General features: G+C 34.1%; 16 protein-coding genes. 8 read left to right on the top strand and 8 right to left on the bottom strand.

Going from position 1 to position 22,227, the window contains the following annotated elements; translation table 11 throughout:
- Complete coding sequence (locus DOS84_RS00825; protein WP_111408218.1) at positions 1-1,350, top strand: DUF5689 domain-containing protein; 1,350 nt, start codon at positions 1-3, stop codon at positions 1,348-1,350.
- Between the two features lie 124 nt (positions 1,351-1,474).
- On the opposite strand, the gene DOS84_RS00820 is transcribed toward DOS84_RS00825, so the two are convergent.
- The 7 genes from DOS84_RS00820 to DOS84_RS00790 form a co-directional block, all read right to left on the bottom strand.
- Entirely contained in the window at positions 1,475-3,592 is a 2,118-nt protein-coding gene (locus DOS84_RS00820; protein ID WP_111408217.1) for a glycoside hydrolase family 97 protein, read from the bottom strand.
- 289 nt (positions 3,593-3,881) lie between these two features.
- Positions 3,882-5,528, bottom strand: coding sequence for a DUF6377 domain-containing protein (locus DOS84_RS00815; protein ID WP_111408216.1), 1,647 nt, complete (start codon positions 5,526-5,528; stop codon positions 3,882-3,884).
- 106 nt (positions 5,529-5,634) lie between these two features.
- On the bottom strand, positions 5,635-7,065 hold the full coding sequence (pyk, locus tag DOS84_RS00810; RefSeq protein ID WP_111408215.1) for a pyruvate kinase: 1,431 nt from the start codon (positions 7,063-7,065) through the stop codon (positions 5,635-5,637).
- A gap of 5 nt (positions 7,066-7,070) precedes the next feature.
- A complete protein-coding gene (locus DOS84_RS00805) occupies positions 7,071-7,559 on the bottom strand; it encodes an IPExxxVDY family protein (protein WP_111408214.1) in 489 nt (162 codons plus the stop codon).
- Positions 7,560-7,673: 114 nt separating this feature from the next.
- Positions 7,674-8,414: a ribonuclease III gene (gene rnc / locus DOS84_RS00800; protein ID WP_111408213.1), complete on the bottom strand. Its 741-nt coding sequence runs from the start codon at positions 8,412-8,414 to the stop codon at positions 7,674-7,676.
- Positions 8,415-9,674, bottom strand: coding sequence for a beta-ketoacyl-ACP synthase II (gene fabF, locus DOS84_RS00795; protein ID WP_111408551.1), 1,260 nt, complete (start codon positions 9,672-9,674; stop codon positions 8,415-8,417).
- A 192-nt stretch (positions 9,675-9,866) separates the two neighbouring features.
- The gene (locus DOS84_RS00790; RefSeq protein WP_007137004.1) at positions 9,867-10,103 is read right to left on the bottom strand and encodes an acyl carrier protein; all 237 of its coding nucleotides are present in this window, start codon (positions 10,101-10,103) and stop codon (positions 9,867-9,869) included.
- A 178-nt stretch (positions 10,104-10,281) separates the two neighbouring features.
- Here DOS84_RS00790 and purN point away from each other — a divergent pair, with 178 nt between their 5' ends.
- From purN to DOS84_RS00770, 4 genes are all read left to right on the top strand, one after another.
- A complete protein-coding gene (gene purN, locus DOS84_RS00785) occupies positions 10,282-10,851 on the top strand; it encodes a phosphoribosylglycinamide formyltransferase (RefSeq protein ID WP_111408212.1) in 570 nt (189 codons plus the stop codon).
- 9 nt (positions 10,852-10,860) lie between these two features.
- On the top strand, positions 10,861-11,340 hold the full coding sequence (rnhA, locus tag DOS84_RS00780; RefSeq protein WP_111408211.1) for a ribonuclease HI: 480 nt from the start codon (positions 10,861-10,863) through the stop codon (positions 11,338-11,340).
- Positions 11,341-11,415: 75 nt separating this feature from the next.
- Positions 11,416-12,339 (top strand): PfkB family carbohydrate kinase, encoded by a 924-nt coding sequence (locus DOS84_RS00775; RefSeq protein ID WP_111408210.1) that lies wholly within the window; start codon positions 11,416-11,418, stop codon positions 12,337-12,339.
- A gap of 141 nt (positions 12,340-12,480) precedes the next feature.
- On the top strand, positions 12,481-14,379 hold the full coding sequence (locus tag DOS84_RS00770; RefSeq protein ID WP_111408209.1) for an amidophosphoribosyltransferase: 1,899 nt from the start codon (positions 12,481-12,483) through the stop codon (positions 14,377-14,379).
- A gap of 901 nt (positions 14,380-15,280) precedes the next feature.
- Here DOS84_RS00770 and DOS84_RS00760 read toward each other — a convergent pair.
- Positions 15,281-15,889 (bottom strand): superoxide dismutase, encoded by a 609-nt coding sequence (locus DOS84_RS00760; protein ID WP_111408207.1) that lies wholly within the window; start codon positions 15,887-15,889, stop codon positions 15,281-15,283.
- Positions 15,890-16,160: 271 nt separating this feature from the next.
- On the opposite strand from DOS84_RS00760, the gene DOS84_RS00755 reads away from it, so the two are divergent.
- From DOS84_RS00755 to DOS84_RS00745, 3 genes are all read left to right on the top strand, one after another.
- The gene (locus DOS84_RS00755) at positions 16,161-19,334 is read left to right on the top strand and encodes a UvrD-helicase domain-containing protein (RefSeq protein ID WP_111408206.1); all 3,174 of its coding nucleotides are present in this window, start codon (positions 16,161-16,163) and stop codon (positions 19,332-19,334) included.
- 77 nt (positions 19,335-19,411) lie between these two features.
- Positions 19,412-20,605 carry a glycine C-acetyltransferase gene (gene kbl / locus DOS84_RS00750; protein WP_111408205.1) on the top strand — a complete coding sequence of 398 codons (1,194 nt, stop codon included), beginning with the start codon at positions 19,412-19,414 and terminating at the stop codon, positions 20,603-20,605.
- A gap of 111 nt (positions 20,606-20,716) precedes the next feature.
- Complete coding sequence (locus DOS84_RS00745; protein WP_111408204.1) at positions 20,717-22,174, top strand: OmpA family protein; 1,458 nt, start codon at positions 20,717-20,719, stop codon at positions 22,172-22,174.
- Positions 22,175-22,227 lie beyond the last annotated feature (53 nt).

Genomic DNA, 22,227 nt, shown 5'->3' with positions numbered 1-22,227 from the left:
ATGAATTTAAAATTCCATATTATTTTTTTAGCAGTTGCAATGACTTTTGGGAGCTGTGTAAAGGAAGAATTTGATGTGCCAAAACTAGTCTGCACTCAACCCGATTTGAAAGTAAATCGAACCGTTGAAGAAGTGCGTACCAGTACAAGTTCCATAGTGACGCAATACACCTACGATGATATTATTGAAGCGTATGTGGTTTCCAGTGATGAGGGAGGGAATTTTTTCAAGACGATTTCGTTTCAAACTTTGGCGACAGCCACAACCCCGACGATGGGCTTTAGTGTTCCTGTAGATGCTTCGAATACGTTCATTGATTTTAGGCTGGGTAATAAAGTCTATATCAAAATGAAAAATCAATATACCGATATTTACTTTGGAGGAATGCGAATTGGGAGCATCTATGTTAACACATATAACGAGGGAGGCGTTGGCCGAATTTCGCCAAACGATTATAAAAATGTATTGAATGCTTCCTGCACAATGGTAAGTGAGGAGCTTCTGGTTAGATCTATTTCTATTACTGATTTGTTAAAAGATTCGAATATCAACACATTGGTGGAATTGTCGGAAGTTCAATTTACAAAAGACGCTATTGGACGTCATTATTATGAGGAATCCAATGATGTAGGCGGAGGAACCAATTGGAGTCTGATGGATAAATTGGGAAATCAGATGCTGTTTCGAACCAGTAGTTTTGCTGATTTTGCCGATAAAATTGTTCCAGACGGAAGCGGAAAAGTACGTGGGGTTTTGACCAAATTTGGTTCTGACTATCAGTTATTGGCACGTTCCGAAAAAGATGTTACGCTTACTGGTACAGCTGCAGTTCCATTCTTTTCTGAAAATTTTCAAAGTGTTGAAAACAATACTAAACTCAATCTTCCAGGCTGGTCAAATATGGTACAAAAAGGGACAAAGTTTTGGCTTGGAACTATGTATGCAGGAAATGGGTATGCCGAGTTTAATACAGCTGGAACCAAAGCAGCATCCAATATAGCTTGGTTGATTTCTCCAAAAATTGATATGGATATACATACCAATGAAGTGCTAACTTTTAGATCAGCACAACATCATCTGGATGTGGATTCACCTTTAAATTCACTCGAAGTATATGTTTCTAATGATTTTGATGCCTTGAATATTGCCAAAGCCACTTGGATTCTGCTCACGGTTGTATTACCTAAACAAGCTACACCTTGGTATCAGTTTGTGGGTTCTGGCGGAGTGGATTTGTCAACCTATACAGGGAAAATAAACATTGCTTTCAAGTACACCGGCTCGGGTAAAAACCTCGCTTTGGATGGCGCTTTTCAGGTGGACGATATTCAGATTTTTGGAGACAAATAACATCTAAACTTTAAAAATTTAAACCATTAAGAAATTAAGGCTCACTAAGTTTTTATTCCTTAATGAGCCTTAATTTCTTAATGATTATTTATGTGTTTAATCTGTTAGGATTAGAATTATGCCATTATTTTTTGTTTTCAATAATACTTATCGCGTAACCGCCACCAGCAGCACTCAATTGAGAAAGTTTTGATGTATTCGTTACCTGAATTTTTCGAACGTTATATGCTTGTGGATTTGTTTTATAATTGGCCTCTTTTCCATCAGCATAAATAGTTGCAGTATATTTTTTTCCTTTTTCCAGAAAAGCAAAATTGATGTTAGAAGTACGAGGTTCGTACCCATTTACATTCCCAATAAACCAATTGTTTGTTCCTTTTGCTTTTCTGGCTACGGTTATATATTGTCCAGGTTCTGCTTCCAAATAGTTGCTTTCGCTCCAATCTACTGCAACATCTTTTATGAACTGGAATGCATCAGGGAATTTATTATAATGTTCAGGAAAATCTGCAGCCATTTGCAACGGACTGTAAAGTGTTACGTATAATGCCAATTGATTGGCAATAGTGCTGTTTACGTGTGATTTATTGTTGGGACTAAATTTGCTTAAATCCATTTCAAAAATACCAGGGGTATAATCCATTGGTCCACCGATTAATCGAGTAAAAGGTAATAATGTTACATGGTTAGGTTTTGAACCACCAAAAGCTTGGTATTCTGTTCCCCTAGCTGCTTCATTACCAATTAAGTTTGGATAAGTTCTGCAAATACCCGTTGGTCTAACCGCTTCGTGGGCATTGACCATAATTTTATATTCGGCCGCTTTTTCTACGGCATATTGATAATGATTTACCATAAATTGGTTGTAGTGATTATCACCATTCGATATGATACTACCTACATAGCCACTTTTTACGGCATCATATCCATTGTCTTTCATGAATTGGTATGCTTTGTCCATATGACGCTCATAGTTACGAACTGATCCAGATGTTTCATGGTGCATAATCATTTTTACACCTTTGGATTTTGCATATTCATGCAATCCCTTAACATCAAAGTCTGGGTAAGGAGTTACAAAGTCAAAAACGTAGTCTTTGTAGTGACCAAACCAGTCTTCCCAACCTTCATTCCAACCTTCAACCAATACTCCTCCAAATCCATTTGCGGCAGCAAAATCAATATACTTTTTAACATTTGCATTATTTGCACCATGTGTGCCGCTAGGTTTAGCTTTAGAAAAATCAGTAACACCAAGTTGTACTGATGGGAATTCATCGGTGTATGACCATGAACTTTTTCCAGAAATCATTTCCCACCAAACGCCGACGTATTTTATTGGTTTAATCCAAGAAGTGTCTTCAATTTTACAAGGATCATTCAAATTTAAAGTCATTTTTGAAGCCAGAATTTCTCTAGCATCATCACTTACAATGATAGTACGCCAAGGCGAATGTGCGGGAGCTTGAATATATCCTTTAACTCCTTTTTCATCCGGAGTTAGCCAAGATTCAAAAACCATATTTTTGTCATCCAAATTCAAGTGCATACAGGAATAATTAATCAATGCCGCTTCGTGTAAATTGATGTATAGTCCGTCAGCTGTTTTTAGCATAAGGGAAGTTTGCACGCCAGTTGGTGAAAACGATGTTTGTGATAAATTTTCAGTTTTTGCTTTTTCGGCCAGCCCTCTTATTTCAGATAATTTAGAGGTAGTGTAATCATATTCTTGGGTGTCATAATCTCCGGGAATCCAAAAGGCAGTATGATCTCCAGTCATTGCAAATTGAGTTCTTTCCTCTTTTATGACAAAATAAACTAAGTTTTTTTGTGTTGGAAATTCATATCGAAATCCTAGACCGTCATTAAACAGGCGAAAACGAATGATGATTTGTCTGTCTGTTTCCTTCTGATTTAGCGTAATGGCCAATTCGTTATATTGATTTCTGATGCTTTCCACTTCGCCCCAAACAGGTTTCCAAGTTTCATCAAAAGAGTTTGTTTTGGTGTCAATTACCGTAAAATCATTTAATAACGATTTTTTGTCATCTTTAAGTTCAAGGCCTAATTTACTTGGCTTTATGACAGTTTTGTCTTTGTAGTTTAAGCTATAACTTGGAGTTCCGTCTTTTTGTAGAGTAAATTCCATAATGAATTTTCCATTAGGGGATTTCAACTGTTGGGAATTGACAGACTGCAAAACCAAAAAACAGAACAGAGCAGTATAAAGTAAATGTTTCATTTTTTAAATATAAATTAGAGATTGATTTTTTTTGAATAGCTTTCGGCGAAATCGATTTATTAATTTTTAAAAATGATATATCGTTTTCGTGAAAGTAAAAGTAGATGCTTTAGTGTTCGAAAAATTCAATTGTTTTAAAAAAGTAGATTGTAACTTCAAAAATACAATTTAAAATATTTAAAATCAATAAGTTATATTTATTTTGGTTTAAAAAAAAGTGGCAAAAAATAGAATCTAAATTTAAAATAGGAGTAGATATAATCCCAACAAATCCCTAAAATGAGAAGTTTTATTTATTACTTGTACCAATTTGCATTACTTTTTCTTCGAATTCTTCTCTAGGGCCAGCCGATTTGTTTTTGAGTTGCGAACGATAATTGTAAATAGTGGAAATGGAATATCTCAAGAAAACTGCAATTTTGGCGCTGTCTTTTATTCCTAAACGAATGAGTGCAAAAATCCTTAATTCGGTATTGAGTTGTTCACCTTCTTTTGGCTGAATGGTGTCTGTTGGGATTAATAGAGCATTAAAATCATGAATAAAATTAGGGAAGAGCTGTAAAAAGGTTTTGTCAAAATTGGCATAAAACTCTTTTAATTCATTTTCTATATACTCTTTTGATTTTACCGCACTTAACAAATCATTGATTTTTCCGGTGGTCGCCAATACATTCAGTTTTCGTTGGTATTCATCCAGCTTCCCTAAATAATCTGAGCATTGGTCCATATAACGCCCAATATATATTTCCTTTAAATAATTTGCTTCCGTCAAAGTATTATTGGACAGATTTAGTTTTTCATTAAAAGTGTTTAATTCAACATTCAATTCGGAAAGTTTATCATTAGCCGAGCTTAAATCACTCTTTGCTTTCGATAATTTTTTCATTTGTCTAAAAAGTAAAAATAAAAGAGCAAGTAATATGAGTACTAGAAAACTTGCACTAATTAAAAACACCATTAATTGATACCTGTTGGTTTTGTTTTGTTGCTGATACGATTCGCTGATGATGGGAAGCATCTTCGATATTTCATAGGTTCTCAAGCGGGCGTTGCAGATAACTGCATCGTCGAGAGAACGTTTTATGTAGGTATAAGCTCGCTCAATATCACCATCTTCATAAAGTAGAAAAGCCAATGACCGAAGTGAAATGTATTCTTTTTTTGCCAATTGTAAATCGGATAATGCCGAAATACATAGCCATTTTTTTTCTTTACTTCTATCTTTTTTCAGCTTGTATGCTTGTGAAATGATATAGGATATTATGGCTCGATTAGAATCGGTTTGTTTAATTTTAGGAAAGAAAGGAAGTAATAAATCAAGAGTTTCTTCGGGTTTTTTATTATCTAAATTCCAATCAGCCTTAGCAATAATAAATGAAGTGGAATTAGGATCGTAAAAAGTCACACACAAATCTCGATACTGTTTTGATAGTAAAAGATATTTTTCTTTTTCTTGTTGCGAAGAAGCATTGTCGGCCATTTGTCCATAAATTACTCTACTAACACTATAAAAAGAACCTTTTAAGTTGGGAGTAGATGCAATATTTATAGCATTAAGTATGTCGATACCTTCTTTGTACATGCCTAATGTTCCCATTATGGCAACAAGATTAAATTTGGTCTGATTTAATTTTTCTGGATCATTCAGATTTTCCGCTATTTGGAAATTCGTTTGAGCATAAACCAAAGCAGAATCGGATTGATATGATTGGTATTCATTATACAGTTTTTGTGTAATCTTATCTTTTTCCTCCGGAACAAGGGTGTGCTTTAATTGTGCTTTGAGTTGGGTAATCCCGTGTTCTTTCCTTTGCGTATAATAAGAATTGTTTTCAATAGTTTTGTCTATTTCAGGCAACAGAGTATTTGAATTATTTTGAGCAAATAAAGGAATAGATACAAGTGAAATAATAACAAACAGTAAAAAACGAGTCATTCAAGTTGGATTTATTTTCGGTAAAAATAAGTAAAAATTTAAATGCAAAAACCGTCTTGAATCTTTAAAAGATTTAAGACGGTTTTATATTTTAATGCTCTAAAAGTTATTCTATTTCAGAAACTCTTAAGGTATTTACCATTCCTTTTTCGGAAATAGGCATAGCGGCCAAGTTAATTAAGAAATCACCTTTTTTCACAAATCCTTTTTCTTTTACGATGTTATTTACATCAGTAACAGTATCGTCTGTACTCACTGATTTTTCATAATAAAATGATTTTACTCCCCATAATAAGTTAAGTTGAGTTAAAATTCTTTTATTGGAAGTAAAAACCAAAATGTGAGCAGAAGGTCTCCATGCCGAAATTTGGAACGCAGTATAACCACTGTTGGTTAATGTACAAATAGCTTTTGCTTTGATTGCATTGGCCATAATGGCTGCGTGTTGACAAATTGTTTTAGTAATAAAACGGTTTGTTCTTACTTGTGGTGAGTTTTGAGGAACTTGGATAAGCGGTGAATCTTCAACTGCTTCAAGTATTTGAGTCATTTTTTGGATTACCTGAACTGGATAGTTTCCAGTGGCAGTTTCTCCAGAAAGCATTACTGCATCTGCACCATCCATTACAGAGTTGGCCACGTCATTTACTTCAGCACGAGTTGGAGTCAAGCTCGTAATCATTGTCTCCATCATTTGAGTGGCAACAATAACTGGGATTCTGGCTGTTTTAGCTCTGCGAATCAATTCTTTTTGTACCAATGGTACTTCGTGGGCTGGTAACTCAACACCTAAGTCACCTCTGGCAACCATCAAAGCATCACAATAAGCTACAATTCTATCCATATTTTCTAATGCCTCTGGCATTTCGATTTTGGCTATAATTGGAATTTTATATTCAGAATATTTAGCGATCAATTCTTGTAGGTCTTGTAAATCTCTTGGTGTTTTAACAAATGAAAGAGCAATCCAGTCTAATTTCATTTCTATTGCAAAAATGGCATCAGCAATGTCTTTTTCAGTCATTGCAGGTAATGAAATTTTAGTGTTAGGTAAATTTACACCTTTCTTTGATTTCAATTCGCCTCCTTGAATAACACGAGCAACAACCTCTGATTTTTTATCAGTTGAAACAATTTCAAAAATTAATTTACCATCGTCAAGTAATATTCTTTCTCCAGGATTTACATCATTAGGGAAATTTTGGTATTTCATGAATACTTTCTTTGAAGTACCTATTATATCTTCAGCAGTTGTAAAAGTGATTAAATCACCGTCATTTACAACAACTCCGTCTTCCATTACTCCAACACGTAGTTTAGGTCCTTGCAAATCTCCTAGAATTCCGGTAGTATATCCAAATTCTTCGTTTATACCGCGAATAATGCTTATCTTATTTTTTACGTCTTCGTAATCAGCATGGGAAAAATTTACTCTAAATACATTTACACCTGCTTCAATCATGTCTTTTATGATTTCTCGTGTGCTACATGCAGGCCCAAGTGTGGCTACAATTTTGGTCTTTTTGTTAGTATGCATTGGTATTAAAAAATTAAATTGTTTTTAGATTTTATTTTATTTATGTCAACAATATAGATCGTTGCTATATTGTCTATTGTATTCAATTCATTCTGTATTTTTAAAAGGTTTAAATTCTCATTGCTATTTTCTATTTTCAAAAAGTAATCTACTTTTTTAAATTCAGGAAGCATATACACTTTTGTGACAACTTCTAAATTTACATTTGAAAACAAACTCTGATTTTCCTCTTTTTGTTGTTGAATGACTTCGTTTTTATTCTGTATCAAATCCCAGGAAATCTCTTTTTTCTTTTCATAATAATGAAATCTAGAAAAATGAGCTTCCCCTTCCTTAACTGTAATTTGAATTTCTTTTATAGATTTATTCAGATTTACATGAAGTTTTTGATTGATAAAATAAGCCAATCGGTAATCTTCTAATGAAGTGTGAATAGCAATAAGACTATAATCTATTTCGTCAAATTCGCCAAAATCCAGTTTATGAATTGCCATTTCATTAAAAAATAAGATGTAAATATAGTATTTCTATTGTCGCAAAAGGTTGCTTGGCGGCTATGATTTTGATATTTTATTAACGAAAACGATGTAGTATTGATAATGGAATAGTTATTTTCTGTCAATTTTCTCTTGAAATGCAAAGTAAGCTCGTTGAGAAGCCTTTTCTTCCGCTTTCTTTTTAGAAGTAGCTCTGGCTTTTGCAATTACTTTGTCGTCAATACTAAGTTTTACCCCAAATAGGCGTTGACCATCAATACCATTGTCTTCAAATATGTCATAATGAAACTGTTTTTTCTCTTTTTGACACCATTCGATAACAAGGCTTTTGTAGCTAATTACTTTTCCTTCGAGTCGAGCAATGTCAACATAAGGGATGATTACTCTTTTTTGGATGAATTTTTCACAATATTCATATCCTCTGTCCAAGTAAATGGCTCCGATCAAAGATTCGAATATATTACCATGAATGTTTTCGCCAAAATGATGAACTGGTACTTTGCTTTCTACAAATTGGATCAGATTTAAATCTTTACCTAACTCATTTAAATGTTCTCTACTGACTATTTTAGACCTCATTTTGGTTAGATAACCTTCGTCTCCAAGCGGAGCTTCATTAAATAAGTAAGCTGCAATTACGGCACTTAGCATTGCGTCTCCCAAAAATTCAAGTCTTTCGTAATTAACAGGGTTCCCTTTTAAATCGATACGATTGGAAGAGCGATGGGTAAATGCTTTTTTGTAACATTCTAGAGTTACGGGATCAAAACCGAGAATAGGTTGAATAGAATCAAAAAAAATCCCGTCTTCTAGAGAACGGGATTTTGAGAATATTTTTTTAAGTATACGCATTTATGCTTTGTAATCTAATTTTTTTACCAAAACGCAAGCATTGTGGCCACCAAAACCAAATGTATTACTCATAACAACGTTCATTTCTCTTTTTTGAGCAACGTTAAAAGTAAAGTTTAATTTTGGGTCAATGTTTTCATCATCTGTAAAATGATTGATTGTTGGAGGAACAATACCATGTTTTAATGAAAGAATACAAGATATAGCTTCAATTGCTCCAGTAGCACCAAGTAAGTGGCCAGTCATTGATTTTGTTGAATTCAAATTCATTGTATAAGCGTGTTCGCCAAAAACGTGTAGAATTGCTTTTGATTCTCCAATATCACCAAGAGGAGTTGAAGTTCCATGCATATTTACACCGTCTACATCAGTTGGTTCTAAACCGGCATCTCTCAAACAGTTTAACATTACATTTTTAGCTCCTAATCCTTCAGGATGTGGTGCAGTAATGTGATAAGCATCTGCAGACATTCCGCCTCCGCCAATTTCACAGTATATTTTTGCGCCACGGGCTACAGCGTGTTCGTATTCTTCTAAGATTAATGCACCAGCGCCTTCACCTAACACAAATCCATCTCTGTCTTTGTCCATTGGTCTAGAAGCTGTTTTTGGATCGTCATTTCTGGTCGATAAGGCATGCATAGCATTAAAACCTCCCATTCCTGCAATTGTTACAGCAGCTTCTGAACCGCCTGTTACTATAGCGTCTGCGTGACCTAATCTAATATAATTGAAAGCGTCAATGATTGCGTTTGTTGAGGATGCACAAGCTGAAACCGTTGTAAAATTAGGTCCTCTAAATCCATATTTCATTGAAATTAGACCGCCTGCAATATCTGCAATCATTTTTGGTATGAAGAAAGGATTAAATTTTGGTGTACCGTCTCCGGCTGCAAAATTAAGAACCTCTATTTGAAAAGTTTCTAATCCTCCAATTCCGGAACCCCAAATAACACCTACTCTGTCTTTGTTTATTTTGTCAAAATCGAAACCGGCATCTTTTACAGCTTCTTCCGAAGCAACCATAGCGTATTGTGCGTAACGGTCCATTTTTCTTGCCTCTTTTCTGTCTATAAAGTCTTCAACATTGAAGTTCTTTACTTCACAGGCAAACTGTGTTCTAAATTTTGAAGCATCGAAATAGGTTATTGGAGCTGCTCCACTAACACCATTGATTAGACCATTCCAAAATTCCTCAATATTATTACCAATGGGAGTAAGAGCACCAAGGCCTGTTACAACAACTCTTCTTAAAACCATAACGTTTTTATTTTTGTTATCTTTTAACAAATAAAGCCCATGCTTTCTATACTATACAAAGTAACTAAAAGAGACATGGGTATTATAATGTAAATATAATTTGATTGAAGTTCAATCGAAAAATTAATTTAATTCAAATAATAACACCCGATTCTTAAAACTTTAAAATTTTAGAAATCGGGTGTGTCATTATTATTTTTTAGCTTCCTCGATGTAAGAGATAGCTTGACCTACAGTAGCGATGTTTTCTGCTTGATCGTCTGGAATTTGGATATCAAATTCTTTTTCGAATTCCATAATAAGCTCAACAGTGTCTAATGAGTCAGCTCCCAAATCATTAGTGAAGCTTGCTTCTGTTACAACTTCGTTTTCGTCAACACCTAATTTGTCTACGATAATCGCTTTTACTCTTGATGCAATGTCTGACATAATCTTTTAATTTTAGAATTTAATTTGTTGGCAAAAATAAAACAACTTTATTTTAAAACAACTATTTAGTGAATAAATGTGTGTACTAATTTATAAAATTTATTTCAACAAAGATTTCGTAAATCTATTTATTTTCGTTTTTTATTCCTTTTTTTGCATAAATTTAAAAAAACGAATTATGAAAAGAATACTGATATTTGCTTCTGGATCGGGGACTAACGCTGAAAATATTATAAAATATTTTGGCAATAGATCTACAGGAACTGTGATAGCGGTTTTTTCAAATAATTCGAATGCAACAGTTCTTAATAAAGCAAAAAAATTAGCTGTTCCGACCGTTATTTTTTCAAAAGAAGAATTAAATTCAGGAAAAATATTACAAAAAGTTAGTAATTTTCAACCTGATTTGATTGTCTTAGCTGGTTTTTTGTTAAAATTCCCCGAAAATTTGATTGAAGCTTATCCAAATTGCATAATAAATATACATCCCGCGCTATTGCCAAAATTTGGGGGAAAGGGAATGTATGGTATGCATATTCATAAAGCGGTAGTTGAAAATAATGAAAAAGAAACAGGAATAACCATTCATTATGTAAACGAGAACTATGATGAAGGCAATATTATTTTCCAGCAGAGCGTAGCTCTTTCTGAAAACGATACGCCGGAATCGGTAGCGGAAAAAATACATACATTGGAACAGCAATATTTTCCAGTGGTTATTGAAAAACTTCTTACCTCCAATCTTTAATTTACTACTTTGGAATACGACGTACATATATATACGGATGGTGCAGCCAAAGGGAATCCTGGAAATGGAGGCTATGGAGTTGTAATGGAATGGGTTGGCAAACCTTATAAAAAAGAATTTTACGAGGGTTTTCGGTATACTACCAATAATAGAATGGAGCTTTTGGCCGTTATCGTTGGATTGGAAAAACTAAAAAAAGAAAACACATCCGTTTTAGTAATCTCAGATTCAAAGTATGTTGTAGATTCCGTTCAAAAAAAATGGGTTTTTGGTTGGGAAAAGAAAGGATTTGTAGGCAGGAAGAACCCTGATTTATGGAAAAGATTTCTAATTATTTACAAAAAACATAAAGTCGATTTCAAATGGATTAAAGGTCATAACAATCATCCCCAAAACGAAAGATGCGATGAATTGGCAGTCATGGCTTCAATGCAAAAGCAACTTTCCGTTGATGCTTTTTATGAAAAGGAGGAGGGAAAACTTTTGTGAAAACTTTGAGGTATTTACCCTTTGCAATATTGCAACTTAAGGACTATCTTTGCACCCTAATTCGAAACTCATATAATGAATAAATTATTGATTGTTGGAACAGTAGCTTTCGACGCAATTGAAACTCCGTTTGGAAAAACAGATAAAATTCTAGGTGGAGCAGCAACATATATAGGGATATCAGCTTCTTTTTTTAATGTGCAATCAGCTATAGTTTCTGTGGTTGGCGACGATTTCCCACAAGAATATCTTGATTTGTTAACGGATAGAAAAATTGATATTTCTGGAATTGAAGTTGTCAAAGGTGGAAAAACTTTTTTCTGGAGTGGATTGTATCATAATGATTTAAATTCGAGAGATACTTTGATTACAGAACTTAATGTTTTGGCAGATTTTCAACCTAAAGTTCCTCAAGATTATAAAAATGCCGAAATTGTGATGTTGGGCAATCTTCATCCTTTAGTACAAAGCAGTGTTTTGGATCAGATGGAAACCAAGCCAAAATTAGTGGTTTTGGACACCATGAATTTTTGGATGGATTGTGCTTTGCCTGAATTATTGGCAATCATAAAAAGAGTAGATGTTATTACCATAAATGATGAAGAAGCCCGTCAGCTTTCAGGAGAATATTCTTTGGTTAAAGCGGCTGCAAAAATTCATAAAATGGGACCAAAATATGTAGTAATTAAAAAAGGAGAACATGGGGCTTTATTGTTCCATGGTGAAGAGATTTTCTTTGCGCCGGCATTACCATTAGAAGAGGTTTTTGATCCAACGGGAGCAGGAGATACTTTTGCAGGTGGTTTTTCAGGATTCATTACACAAAGCGAAAATGTTTCTTTCGATAATATGAAAAATGCAATTATTCATGGTTCCAATTTAGCTTCTTTCAGCGTAGAGAAATTTGGAACGGAACGAATGCTTGATTTGGACAAAGAAGAGGTAGTCTCAAGATTGAAACAGTTCAAGTCTCTGACCCAGTTTGAAATAGAATTATAATGTTCTTAAGCCTCTATATGAGGCTTTTTTTAATTAGTACAGTCAATATTTATAAGAAAGAGTACGAATTTGCATCGTATTTGATTAGAGTAATAAGAATTGAGACATCATTAAATACCAATAACTACAAACAATAAAACAATGAGCGACGCTTTAAAACACGAATGTGGAATAGCTTTAGTTAGACTTTTAAAACCCCTTGAATTCTATAAAGAAAAGTACGGAACTGCTTTCTATGGTATCCAAAAAATGTATTTGATGATGGAGAAGCAGCACAATCGTGGTCAAGATGGTGCTGGTTTTGCAAGTATTAAAATGGATGTGGAGCCTGGTGAAAGATATATCAGTCGTGTACGTTCCAATCATGCACAACCGATTCAAGATGTTTTCAAACAAATAAATGATAGAATAAACGAAGAAATGACTGCCCATCCAGAATACGCGGATGATATGTCAGAATTAAAAGCTAATATTCCTTATATAGGAGAATTGTTTTTAGGGCATGTGCGTTATGGAACTTTTGGCAAAAATAGTATAGAAAGCGTTCATCCATTTTTGCGTCAAAGTAATTGGATGCACAGAAACTTGATTTTGGCAGGGAATTTTAACATGACCAATGTTAAAGAGCTTTTTGAGAATCTGGTTGAGTTGGGTCAACATCCAAAAGAAATGGCTGATACGGTTACGGTAATGGAAAAAATTGGTCACTTTTTGGACAAAGAAGTAATGCAGTTATATCAAGATTGCAAAGCTGAGGGTTATTCTAAAAGAGAGGCTTCGCCAGTTATTGCAGATCGTTTAGATATTGCAAAAATACTTTCCCGTTCAGCAAAAAATCTTGACGGTGGATACGCTATGGCAGGCTTATTAGGTCATGGAGATGCATTTGTTTTTAGAGATCCGGCAGGAATTCGCCCTGCTTATTATTACCAGGATGAAGAGATTGTGGTTGTAGCTTCTGAAAGACCTGTTATTCAAACGGTATTTAATGTACCATTTGAAAGCGTTCAAGAAATTGACCCAGGGAGTGCATTAATCATCAAGAAAAATGGAGATGTTTCTATGAAAGAGATACTTACTCCAACTGTTAAAAAAGCATGTTCATTTGAGCGCATTTATTTTTCAAGAGGAAGTGATGCCGAAATCTATCAAGAAAGAAAGAATTTGGGAAAATTAATTCTTCCGGCAGTGCTAGAATCAATTGATAATGACACAGATAACACAGTGTTTTCATATATTCCAAATACGGCAGAAACTTCTTTCTATGGACTGGTGGAAGCTGCACAAGACTTCTTAAATCAAAGAAAGAAAAATTTCATTCTGGAAAACAAAGACACGTTAACAGTTGATTCTTTGGAGAAGTTACTATCTGTAAAAATAAGAACTGAAAAAGTTGCCATAAAAGACGCTAAATTGAGAACTTTTATTACTGAAGATAGTAGTAGAGACGATTTGGTGGCTCACGTTTATGATGTTACATATGGTGTGATAAAACCAACAGACAATCTCGTAATAATTGATGATAGTATTGTAAGAGGTACAACTCTTAAAATGAGTATTATCAAAATGATGGATCGTCTTAATCCAAAAAGGATTGTAATTGTTTCTTCGGCACCACAAATAAGATTTCCGGATTGTTATGGAATTGATATGGCAAAGCTAGAAGGGCTTGTTGCTTTTAGAGCTGCCTTGGAGTTGTTAAAAGAAAGAAACTTATACCATATCGTTGATGAAGTTTATGCTAAGTGTAAAGCTCAGGAAGACTATCACGATAATGACGTTGTGAATTATGTGACTGCTATATACGAGCCGTTTGCACCTCAAGAGGTTTCAGATAAAATAGCTGAAATGCTAAGCTCGCCGGAAATTAACGCAGAAGTGAAAATTATCTTTCAAACAGTTGAAGATTTACATGTTGCCTGTCCAAAAAATTTAGGAGATTGGTATTTTACCGGTGATTATCCTACTCCAGGAGGTAACCGCGTGGTTAACAGGGCTTTCATGAATTTTTATGAAGGAAAAGACGCTAGAGCATATTAATCCATTTTGCCGATAAACGGGTTTGTGGGTGTTTAATCGATTTTATTTTCAAAGTTGTAAATCTCAAAGTATATTCGCCTACCATAATTTTAGTAGGTTAAGTTTATGGTAGATTTGGGGCAAAAAGGGTGAAAGTAACATTTCACCTTTTTTATTGGAATTAAGTCAAGTTTTTTTTACATATAAATTAAGATCGAAACAATAAGTTTAATGTGTTGAAAATCAATAAATTATTCAATAAACGAGTATTTAGGGAATTTGTCGAGTATATTTTAAAATAAACAAATGTCAAACTATATTTGACTACCATAATTTTTAGTAGGTTAAGTTTATGGTAGATTTGGGGCAAAAAGGGTGAAAGTAAAATTTCACCTTTTTTATTGGAATAAAATCACGCATTCTTTAGATAAATTAAGAGTAAAATAACAAGTTAAATAACCTGAAAATCAATGAATTAGTTAATAATCGTTTATTTGTGACATTCATCGAAAATATTTTCAAGAAAGTGATTATCAACGTACATTTGAGTACCATAATTTTAGTAGGTTAAGTTTATGGTAGATTTGGGGCAAAAAGGGTGAAAGTAAAATTTCACCTTTTTTATTGCTAAAAAATAAATTTAATTTACTGAAATTCAGTAAATTAGCAATTAAACGAGTATTTGGGGCATTCATCGAAAATAGTATTAAAACAGTTTGTTTCACTGTATATTTGATTACCATAATTTTTAGTAGGTTAAGTTTATGGTAGATTTGGGGCAAAAAGGGTGGAAGTAAAATTCCGCCTTTTTTATTGGAATAAAGTCTTAAGAAATAAAACAGGTAAAAGGATCAAAAAAAATAGACGAATAAACTTTTCAGTCTATTCGTCTATCATCTAAGAATCTATTATCTTTCGAACTCTATTTCTCTATAGCAAAACGTCTAGCGACTTCTGTCCAGTTTATTATATTAAAGAATGCTTCTATATAATCAGGTCTTCTGTTTTGGTAGTGTAAGTAATAAGCATGTTCCCAAACATCCATTCCTAAAATTGGAGTTCCCTCACAACCAATTCCCGGCATCAAGGGATTGTCTTGATTTGCTGTCCCACAAATGTCTACTTTACCTCCTTTTTGAACACATAACCACGCCCATCCAGAACCAAATTGTGTTACACCTGCTTTTGAAAATTTAGCTTTAAACTCTTCAAATGTTCCGAAAGCAGCTTCAATAGCGGCTAATAATTCACCTGTTGGCAATCCACCACCATTTGGAGACATAACTGTCCAATACAAATTGTGATTGTAAAAACCACCACCGTTATTTCGAACTGCAGTATTTTTTAAGTCTAAGTTAAGTAAAATGTTTTCAATCGTTTTTCCTTCCAAATCAGTGCCAGCGATAGCTGCATTCAAATTTGTTGTATAAGCATTGTGATGCTTTGAATGGTGAATTTCCATTGTACGTGCATCAATATGAGGTTCTAATGCGTCATACGCATAAGGTAATTGTGGTAATTCAAAAGCCATAATATAGTTGTTTAATGATTTATAAATATTTTATTCAAAATTAAACATTTAACTTTGGAATTGAAAATTCTATTTCGTTATAATTTCATCAAATAAAATGATGATGTGATTTCTAGGAGCTATTTCCCGCTATTCGTTGCAATCTTTTCTTTTTTTAAAGGAAAAAAAGAAAAGGATTTTCACTACTATCGGGGCTAGGGCATTTAGGATTTCAATAATCTTAAATGTTAATCAGAAATCTAAAATCGTTAATCAACAATCTAAAATTCAAATGGAGAGACCTTCTTTCGCCATATACGATGCCTCCGCAGGTTCAGGAAAAACATATGCTCTTGTAAAAGAATACCTCAAGATCATTCTTACCGCAAACAAAAATGATGCTTACCGAAATATTCTTGCCATAACGTTTACCAACAAAGCGGTACACGAAATGAAAAGCCGAATCGTAGGCAGTTTGTCTGAATTTGCGAAAGACGAACCCAATTCCAAAGCATCGGATTTAATGCAAGATTTATCCATAGACACAGGTCTTTCGATAATTCAAATTAAAACCAAATCACAACAAATCATCAAGCACATTATTCATAATTATGCTGCTTTTGATATATCCACTATAGATAAATTCACCCACAAAGTAATTCGTGCTTTTGCTCATGATTTAGGATTGCCTATGACTTTCGAGGTGACTCTAGATACCGAAAATCTACTAATCGAAGCGGTTGACGCGATTATTGCCCAAGCCGGTGAAGACGAAACTCTGACTAAATTACTCATCGATTTTACGATGGAAAAAACCGATGATGATAAATCTTGGGATATTTCGCGAGAAATTCTAGAAACCGGCAAATTAGTGCTGAATGAAAATAACCGAAATGAAATTACTCATTTTCACGACAAATCGATCAGTGATTTTATTGCTGTAAAAGAAAAATTAGTTCAAGTTTGTAAAGATTTAGAAAAAGAAAATACAATTCTTGCAACTGAATTGTTATTGCTAATTGATAAAAATGCAATTGATTTAAAATCATTTTCCAGAGGAACTTTTCCTAATCATCTCCAAAGCATTGTGGATGGAAAATTCAATTCTAAAAACAAGATGTTTCATGAGTTCGAAGATATTGCCATCAATAAAACGGCAAAAGACCGAGCGTTAATAGAAAATATCATCCCCGATTTACTGAAGAGTCTTGCTGAAATTTATAAAAACTTCGAAAAGCGAAATTTCTACAAAGCGTTCTTAAAAAACATCACACCGTTATCATTACTAAATACGGTTAGTAATGAATTGGCAAAAATTCAGAACGAACAAAATGTACTTTCGATAACTGAGTTCAACGCAATTATTCACCGCGAAATCCAAAATCAGCCCGCTCCCTTTATATATGAACGATTAGGAGAGCGTTACCGTCATTTTTTTATTGATGAATTTCAGGATACTTCCGAAATGCAATGGCAAAACCTGATTCCGCTTATCGATAATGCACTTTCAGGTCAAGATGATTTTGGGCAAAAAGGAACTTTAATGATTGTAGGTGACCCAAAACAATCTATTTATCGTTGGCGTGGTGGTAAAGCCGAGCAGTTTATCGAATTGAGTAAGGATCAGAATCCGTTCAGTAATCCAGAAAAAAGACTAGAGCATTTAGACAAAAATTATAGAAGTTATTCCCAAGTGATTGAATTCAATAATGATTTTTTTCAATTATTGTCCAATGAATTTAGTAATGCTGATTATAAAGACTTATATGAAAATCATAGTCGTCAAAAGATAAATAATAAGGTAGGTGGATATGTAAATATTTCTTTTCTACCAGAAATTGAATCTTCAGAAGCGGATGAAGACGTATTGGATAAAACGGATTTATATGTTTTGGCTACATTAAATACTATTCAAAATGTAGTAAAAGAAGGCTTTGAATATAAAGACATTGTAATTCTGACCCGAAAACGAAGCCAGGGAATTGCTATTGCTAATTATTTGACCGAGCAAAGCATCCCACTTTTGTCCTCTGAAACATTGATGATTCAAAATGCGACTGAAGTTCGATTGATCATTCACATTTTAAAATATTTAAAAAACAGTTCTGACTTGGAGGCGAAAGCCAATTTTTTACAATATTTGGCACAAAACAAACAAACTGAATCGCCTGTTCATGATTTTATAGCCAAAGGAATGGAGTTGAAGGAGGAAGCAACTTTTGAAAAATGGCTCGAAAACTGCAACATAGAACTTTCTTTTCAAAACATTAGAAAAAAATCATTGTACGAAGCGGTTGAAATAATTATTTTGAAGTTTTTAAAAACCAATGAAAATTTAGAAACGCAATCGTCGGCAACCGCTTATGTTCAGTATTTTCTGGACATTATTTTGGAACGAGATGTGCGTAATCAGGCCGGAATTTCAGATTTTTTGAATTACTGGGATAAAAATGCAGAGAAATTCAGTATTCCTTCGCCAGAAGGCACAAATGCAGTTCGTATAATGACCATTCATAAATCAAAAGGATTGGAATTTCCGGTTGTAATAATGCCTTTTGCCGAAGAAGATTATAATAGAAAACCGAAAGATAAGTTATGGCTCAACTCCGAAGGACAGGATTTTGATATGCCAAAAGTGTTAGTTGATAACAGTAGTGCTATTGAAGAATTTGGAGAGGAAGCTTCTGCAGTTTATAATTTGAAAAAGCAAGAAGAATTGTTGGATAATGTTAATGTATTGTATGTAGCTTTAACTAGGGCCGAGGAACAATTGTATGTTATTTCTCAAAATGTAAAGCCCAGAAAGGATGGGGAATATCCAAGTAATATGGCCTCGTTTTTTATAAAATATTTGATGCAACAAGGCCTTTATGATGAAAATCAATTAGAATATACATTTGGCAATTCGACTAAGTTATCTAAAAAAGAAAAACATATTGATACTTCCAAAAGCATTCCTGTAGTTTCGGCAGTATTAAATCCGAAAAATATAAAAATTGCCCAAAGGGAAGCATTGATGTGGGGAACACATCAATTGGAAGCTATAGAGTTTGGTAATGTGATACACGAAATACTTTCATTTATTGCGTCAATAAAAGATGTAGAGTTGGCAATTAATAAAGCGATTGAAAACGGATTAATTACGATATTTCAAAAAAAAATTGTTCATAATGCTATTATTGAAATAGTTAACCATCGGGATTTAGTAGATCATTTTGCCGAAGGAAATGAAGTTTTGAATGAAAAGACAATTATTCAAAAAGAAGGAGGTATTGTTAAACCGGATCGAATAGTGATTAATAAGGCCAAAGAAGTTTTCCTTTTGGACTATAAAACAGGTCTCCCTAATCCAAAATATAAATATCAATTGGAAAATTACCAAGTGGCTATTGAAAAAATGGGCCTCAAAGTGCTAAAAAAAGCGCTTGTGTACATAGGAGTCGAAATCGATGTAGTACATTTGTAAAAATAAATAAAAAATTGTCAAATAACGAAGTTTATTGCTTGTCTGCCTTTAAGCTTTAAGATTAAAAATCTAATAAAATGTACGGTAAAATTCAACAACACTTGCAATCAGAACTTCAAACTATTGAAGAAAACGGAATTTTCAAAAAAGAACGAATTATAACTTCTCCACAAGGGGCGGAAATTACCATTTCGACAGGCGAAACAGTTTTAAATTTTTGCGCCAATAATTATTTAGGTTTGTCTTCACATCCTGAAGTGGTTCAAGCCGCAAAAGACGCTATGGATACCCACGGTTTTGGGATGTCATCGGTGCGTTTCATTTGCGGAACTCAGGATATCCACAAAACATTGGAAAAAAAGATAGCTGATTTTTATGGAACTGAAGACACTATATTATATGCAGCTGCTTTTGATGCAAATGGTGGGGTATTTGAACCTTTATTTGGAGAAAAGGACGCCATTATATCAGATAGTTTAAATCATGCTTCTATTATAGATGGAGTTCGGTTGTGTAAAGCAGCTCGTTACCGCTATGAAAATAGTAATATGGAAGATTTAGAGCAACAACTGATTAAAGCTAATGACGCGGGAGCTCGGTTTAAAATAATAGTTACCGATGGTGTTTTTTCTATGGATGGAGTAGTAGCTCCGTTAGATAAAATTTGTGACCTAGCTGATAAATATGATGCTTTGGTTATGGTGGATGAATGTCATGCTGCAGGATTTATTGGAGCTACAGGAAAAGGAACGCTTGAAGCCAAAGGTGTAATGGGGCGTGTAGATATTATTACAGGCACATTAGGTAAAGCCTTAGGAGGCGCGATGGGGGGGTATACGACAGCAAAGAAAGAAATAATAGAATTACTCCGTCAACGTTCCAGACCTTATTTGTTTTCAAATTCATTGGCTCCGGCTATTGTAGGAGCATCGATCAAGGTTTTTGAGCTGCTAGAAAGAGATACTACACTTAGAGATAAATTGGAATGGAATACCAATTACTTTAAAGCAGGAATGAAAAAAGCAGGTTTTGAAATAGTAGAAGGAGATTCTGCCATTGTTCCAGTGATGTTATATGATGCAAAATTGTCCCAAAATATGGCTAATGAACTTTTAAGAGAGGGTGTGTATGTCATAGGTTTCTTTTTTCCAGTGGTGCCAAAAGATAAAGCAAGGATAAGAGTACAATTATCAGCGGCTCACACAAAAGAACATTTAGACAAAGCAATCGATGCTTTTGTCACTGTAGGTAAGAGACTTGCTGTAATATAATTGTTAAATTTTGCATTTACGAAGTGTTTTATTTAACATTTTATTTTGTTGTTACAGAAAATCGTCCTACTTTTGTTTGAAATTAACTAATTGTAATTAAAAATAACAAGTATGAAACATCTTAACAAACTTTTAGTTGCTGTAACGATGGTGATGGGGCTAAGCTCTCAGGCACAAGACAGTAACAATAAATGGGCTATCGGTTTTGGAGTAAACGCGATTGACTACAGATCTAGCGCTGGTGATGACTTTATGAGCCATTTTGACCAACCTTTTATGGTAAGTGATAACTGGAATATTCTTCCTTCAGTTTCTTATATCAACGTTTCAAGATACGTAGGAAGTGGTTTTATTGTAGGACTTACAGGGTCTATCAATCAAATTGATAAATTTGTTGTAGCTGTTCCTGGAAAAACTTTCAATGGACCTAATGATTATGTAGCTGTAAATCCTGGTGATTTAATGTACTATGGTATTGATGCTACTGTTACGTACAGTTTCATGGAATTAATAAAATCTAAAGTAGTTGAGCCTACATTAAGCGTTGGTGGAGGTTATACTTTCTTAGGTGACGAGAGTTATGGAACTGTAAATCCTGGAGTTGGAGTGAATTTTTGGTTTACTGAAAACGTAGGTCTTTCTTTGTTGGGTACTTACAAAAAATCTTTTGGAGATAGAACGTATGCTGGTACTAATACGCCTGATGCACCTTCTTACACTCAATATTCTGCTGGCCTTACTTTCAAGTTTGGTGCTAAAGATACTGATGGAGACGGAATCTATGATAAAGACGATGCTTGTCCAGAAGTAGCAGGTCTAAAACAATTCAACGGTTGTCCTGATACAGATGCTGATGGTATCGAAGATTCTAAAGACAAATGCCCTACTGTTGCTGGTCCAGCTGAATTCCAAGGATGTCCTGATACAGACGGTGACGGTGTAGCAGATCCTGATGATGCTTGTCCTTCAGTGGCTGGATTGAAACAATTCCAAGGTTGTCCTGATACAGATGGTGATGGTATTACTGATGCTTCAGACAAATGTCCTAAAGAAGCAGGTCCTGCTTCAAATGGTGGATGTCCTGATTTGGATGCTGATAAAGATGGTGTGTTAGATAAAGATGATGCTTGTCCTACAGTACCTGGTCCTGCAAGTAACAAAGGTTGTCCTGAAGTAACTGAGCAAGTATTGCAAGAACTTAAAGTTCAAGCTAGAGCGGTTTACTTCGTAACTGGTAAAGCTGTACTTGAGACTGCTGATAAAGGAGCTACAGATGGTAGATTGGAAGCGATTAAAGAAATCCTTAAAAACTACCCTAACGCTAAATTTGCTATCGAAGGTCATACAGATAACACAGGTAGCGCTAAATTAAACCAAAAACTTTCTGAAGCTAGAGCTAAAGTTGTTATGGATAAGTTAATTGAAAAAGGTGTTAATCCTGCTAACTTGACTTCAGCTGGTTACGGTTCATCTAAACCTGTTGCTACTAACAAAACTAAAGAAGGTAGAGCATTAAACAGAAGAACTGAGATTAGACACATAGGTACAATATACGAAGGTAAATTGTAATCAATTCTCTAAATAATTTTAAAAAGCCATTCTTAATTGAATGGCTTTTTTTA

Origin of the sequence: Flavobacterium aquariorum (assembly GCF_003254745.1) — a bacterium.
Classification (GTDB): domain Bacteria; phylum Bacteroidota; class Bacteroidia; order Flavobacteriales; family Flavobacteriaceae; genus Flavobacterium; species Flavobacterium aquariorum.
Note: the sequence above shows the minus strand (reverse complement) of the source record. Positions and strands in the feature narration are given on the sequence as shown.